This window comes from Ferrovibrio terrae (assembly GCF_943371255.1).
GTDB classification, from domain to species: Bacteria; Pseudomonadota; Alphaproteobacteria; order Ferrovibrionales; family Ferrovibrionaceae; genus Ferrovibrio; species Ferrovibrio terrae_B.
The window spans coordinates 1-4,165 of record NZ_CALRUC010000193.1 but is presented as its reverse complement, the minus strand read 5'-3'; the positions used below and the strand labels follow the sequence as shown (position 1 = coordinate 4,165).

Here is a 4,165-nt window from a genome sequence, read left to right as displayed (position 1 = left end):
CCCACCTGGATCGGCAGTAACCGCCCGGCTGCCGCCCGCGCCGCCGTGGCGGCCGGCGCCGACTGCATCATCGCCGACGACGCGCACCAGACCTACGCCCTGGCCCGCCGGCTCAACCTGCTGGTGGTCGATGGCGGCTATGGCTTCGGTAACGGACTGCAACTGCCGGCGGGACCGCTGCGTGAACCGATTGAAGATGGCCTGGCGCGCTGCGACGCCCTGGTGGTGATCGGCCCGCGCAGCGTGGCATTGCCCGATTTCGGCCGCCGCCCGGTTTTCAATGCAACGCTGGAACCGAATGCCGCCGATGCGGTGCGCCTGCGCGGTCGCCGCGTGCTGGCCTTCGCCGGCATCGGTCGCCCGGAGAAGTTCTTCACATCCCTGCAACAGCTTGGTGCCATGGTGGTGCAGACTGCCACTTTCCCGGACCACGCGCCCTATACCCCCGACACCGTGATGCGTCTTGTTGAAACCGCCCATAGCCTGAATGCCATTCCGGTGACCACCGCGAAGGATCAGGTGCGGCTGCCGGCCAATGCCCATGCCATGGTCGATGTGCTGCGCGTGTCGCTGGTCTTTGCCGAGCCGCAGGCTTTCGACGCCTATCTGCAGAAGCAGTTGCCGCCGGCGCAGAGGCAGGCCCATCCCCGTGCGTAAAATCCTGTTCCCGCGTGCCGAGCCGCATGAATATGTTGCAGCCTGGGGTGCCCGGCTGGCGCTGGCGCTGTTCAGTGCCTTGCCGCTGGATCAAGCCTCCGCTTTCGGCGGCTGGCTCGCGCGCAGACTGGGCCCACGTCTCGGCGTGCATAAGCATGCTGCCCGCAATATCGCCCGTGCCCTGCCGGAGCTGACCGCGGTGCAGCAGCAGGCGGTGCTGAGCGGCATGTGGGACAATCTCGGCCGGGTGATGGCGGAATACGCGCATCTCGATGATCTTGGCGCGGAGATTGCGGCCCGCACCGACCGCGTCGAGGTGATCGGCACCGAACATGTCGATGCCATCCTGGCCGCTGGCCGGCCGACGATCTTTTTCTCCGCCCATTATGGCAACTGGGAACTGCTCGGCCTGGTCGCAACCCGCTATGGCCTGCCGCTGGTGCAGGTCTACCGCGCCGCCAACAATCCGCTGACCGAAGAATTGCTGCAGGGCCTGCGCAGTGCCGTGGGCGGCCGGCTGGTGCCCAAGGGCATGCAGGCGGCGCGCGAACTGATCAAGGCGCTGAAGCAGAATGAATCGCTGGCCATGCTGGTCGACCAGAAGCTCAGCACCGGCATCGCCGTGCCCTTCTTCGGTCGCGATGCGATGACGGCGCCGGCCATCGCCGAACTGGCGCTGCGCGCCGGCTGCCCGGTGGTGCCGGCTTATGTCGAGCGCCTGAACGGCGCGCGCTTCCGCGTCACCGTCGAGGCGCCGATCCGCCTGGAGGATACCGGCGAACGCGAACGCGATGTCTATAATGCCATGCTGCGCGTCAACCAGACGATTGAAGGCTGGATCCGTGCCCGCCCTGACCACTGGTTCTGGGTGCACCGGCGCTGGCCGAAGGACTGACCCTATTCCTTGGGCAGCAGGCGCTGCGGATCGAGCCGCACGTCGAACCAGTTGAGTCGCCAGTCCAGATGCGGGCCGGTGGCACGTCCGGTGGCGCCCACCGTGCCGATCTGCTGGCCCTGTTTCACGCGCTGCCCCACCTTTACGGTCACGCTCTGCAGATGCGAATAGGCCGAGTTGATGCCCATGCCGTGATCGATGATGATGGTGCCGCCGGTGAAATAGATATCCTTCTCGGCCAGCGTCACTTCGCCATCCACCGGCGCCATCACCGGACTACCGGTGGGGGCCGCGATATCGAGGCCGAAATGCGGCGTGCGCGGTTCGCCATTCAGGATGCGCTGGCTGCCATAGACACCCGAGACCGGGCCTTTTGCCGGCCAGATCCAGGTCTGCAGGAAATCCTGCCGCGGCGTATTGCGCTGGCGCGCGACGGCGATCTGCGCATTCTCCCGCTTGATGCGCTCCAGCACAGCAGGCGGCGGCGTCACCTGCGCCGGCGGCAGGCCGTCGATGCGCTGGATGTCGTATTTCTGCGGCGCGATCTGAAGCACGCGCGCCTCGCTCTGGCCACCACTGTGACTGACCGCCAATGTCACGGTTGCCGGCTCGTCGCGGCCGAAGCCGAAGACAAAGCGGCCATCTTTGGCCATCGGCACGCTGCGCTCGCCGAGTTTCAGCGCGATGCCGGGCTGCGCCACGCCAATCACCAGGCCGCCCTGGCTGAAATCGCCCTGCCAGCTTACGCCCGCCGGTGGCTGGTTGGCCTGCGCCAGCGCTCCACCGCTCAGCAGCATCAATGCGACCGCCAGCCAGCGCATCATGCGCGCTTTACCGGATCGCTGACCAGACCGCGTGTCGCCACCACCGCATCGGCATAGGCCTCCTGGCGGTCGACACTCCAGTAGCGCAGGCGTTCGAGCGGAATGCGCGTGCCGGTCACCGCGCAGGTGACGTAGGAACCGGGGAAAACGATGTCGAAAGCGCCATGTCGGTAATGCACCCGGGCTTCGATCTCGCGCGGCAGCGGCGGGGTCTGCATCAGAACAGGCTTTCCTGCTTGACCGGCTTGGTCGCCGGACTGGACCGCTTTGGCGAAGGCGCGGCACCGCCGACAATCTGCGCATCGCGGCGGCCATCCTGCATCTCGATGGCAACGGCCGCGCCCGGCGCCATGGCAGCGGCAGAATTCAGCGCGCGGCCATCGGCGCCATAGACCACGGCGAAGCCACGCGCCAGCACATTGCGATAGGACAGGCTCTCCAGCAACTTGGCTGGCTGGCTCAGCCGTTGCGTCGCATCGGCCTGGCGCTGGCGGATCGCGCGCAGCAGCCGCGCATCGGCATCCTTCAGGCGGCGGCCATAATCGACCACTTCGCGTTTGAGCAAGGCCGGCCGCAGCCTGGCCATGGCGGTTTCCATGCGGGCGCGCTGCGAGGCCACGCCAACCCGCAGGGCATGGCGCAGGCGGTCGGACAGATCGTCAAACCGCTGCCGCGCCATGTCGAGCTGTTCGCGCGGACCACGCAGGCCGCGACCCAGGCTGTCGAGATGGCGACGCTTTTCCTGCGCCAGGCGCGTCATGCCGCGACGCAGGCGCTCGTCCAGGCCGGCCACGTCGGTGACCAGATCGAGCCGTACCGGCACGGCCATCTCGGCGGCGGCCGTCGGCGTCGGCGCGCGACGGTCGGAGGCGAAATCGATCAGCGTGGTATCGGTTTCATGACCCACGGCCGAGATCAGCGGAATGTCAGAGGCGGCAGCTGCACGCACCACCACCTCCTCGTTGAAAGCCATCAAATCTTCCAGGCTGCCGCCGCCGCGCGCCACGATCAGCAGATCGGGACGCGGCACGGCACCGCCTTCAGGAAGTGCGTTGAAGCCACGGATGGCCTTGGCCACCTGTTCGGCCGCACCCTCGCCCTGCACCAACACCGGCCAGACCAGCACATGAGTAGGGAAGCGGTCGGCCAGACGATGCAGGATGTCGCGGATCACCGCACCCGTGGGCGAGGTCACCACGCCGATCACGCGCGGCAGATAGGGCAGCGGCCGCTTGCGCTCAGGCGCGAACAACCCTTCGGCAGCCAGCTTCTGCTTGCGCTGTTCCAGCAGGGCCATCAGCGCGCCAAGGCCTGCCAACTCCATGCGCTCGACCACCATCTGGTACTTGGAGCGGCCGGGATAGCTGGTCAGCTTGCCCGAGCAGATCACCTCCATGCCGTCCTCGGGCTTCACCCCCAGGCGGGCGGCACTGCCCTTCCAGCACACGCCATCCAGCACCGAATCGGCATCTTTCAGTGAGAAATACAGATGGCCCGAGGCGGCACGCTTGAAGCCGGAAATCTCGCCGCGCACCCGCACCCAGCCGAAGCTTTCCTCGATGCTGCGTTTCAGGCGCAGGGAAAGCTCGGTAACCGTATATTCCGGCACGTTTCCCGGGGCTGCCGGGGGGGCGCCTTGTGGGACTGCGGAGGGCTCGAAATCGCTCATTCGGGAAGCCTTGCGTCTGCTGGGCCCATGATACAAACATTGCCGCCATTCCTCCAGTCGCCAATCCTGAAACGGGTCAGCAGACATGAATCTTCTCGTCATCGGATCGGGCGGACGCGA

At 66.8% G+C, this 4,165-nt stretch carries 5 protein-coding genes; 2 read left to right on the top strand and 3 right to left on the bottom strand.

The window, feature by feature from the left end; all coding sequences use genetic code 11:
- On the top strand, positions 1-657 hold a 657-nt coding region (lpxK, locus tag AAG799_RS22560; protein WP_341899358.1), incomplete at its 5' end, for a tetraacyldisaccharide 4'-kinase.
- Entirely contained in the window at positions 650-1,552 is a 903-nt protein-coding gene (locus AAG799_RS22555; protein WP_341899356.1) for a lauroyl acyltransferase, read from the top strand. The genes lpxK and AAG799_RS22555, both read left to right, overlap by 8 nt.
- 2 nt (positions 1,553-1,554) lie before the next feature.
- Here AAG799_RS22555 and AAG799_RS22550 read toward each other — a convergent pair whose 3' ends face one another.
- Genes AAG799_RS22550 through xseA form a run of 3 tightly spaced genes read right to left on the bottom strand, consistent with a single transcriptional unit; the run spans position 1,555 to position 3,985 of the window.
- On the bottom strand, positions 1,555-2,376 hold the full coding sequence (locus AAG799_RS22550) for a M23 family metallopeptidase (RefSeq protein WP_341899353.1): 822 nt from the start codon (positions 2,374-2,376) through the stop codon (positions 1,555-1,557).
- A complete protein-coding gene (locus AAG799_RS22545) occupies positions 2,373-2,594 on the bottom strand; it encodes a DUF2093 domain-containing protein (protein WP_341899350.1) in 222 nt (73 codons plus the stop codon). Before AAG799_RS22545 ends, AAG799_RS22550 begins: the two co-directional genes overlap by 4 nt.
- Complete coding sequence (gene xseA / locus AAG799_RS22540; RefSeq protein ID WP_341899348.1) at positions 2,594-3,985, bottom strand: exodeoxyribonuclease VII large subunit; 1,392 nt, start codon at positions 3,983-3,985, stop codon at positions 2,594-2,596. The genes AAG799_RS22545 and xseA overlap by 1 nt, the downstream gene beginning before the upstream one ends.
- Positions 3,986-4,165: the final 180 nt, after the last annotated feature.

Bases quoted from the DNA above. Each gene is read 5' to 3' on its own strand.
- AAG799_RS22545 (WP_341899350.1), bottom strand. From the start codon at position 2,594: ATGCAGACCCCGCCGCTGCCGCGCGAGATCGAAGCCCGGGTGCATTAC.
- AAG799_RS22550 (WP_341899353.1), bottom strand. From the start codon at position 2,376: ATGATGCGCTGGCTGGCGGTCGCATTGATGCTGCTGAGCGGTGGAGCG.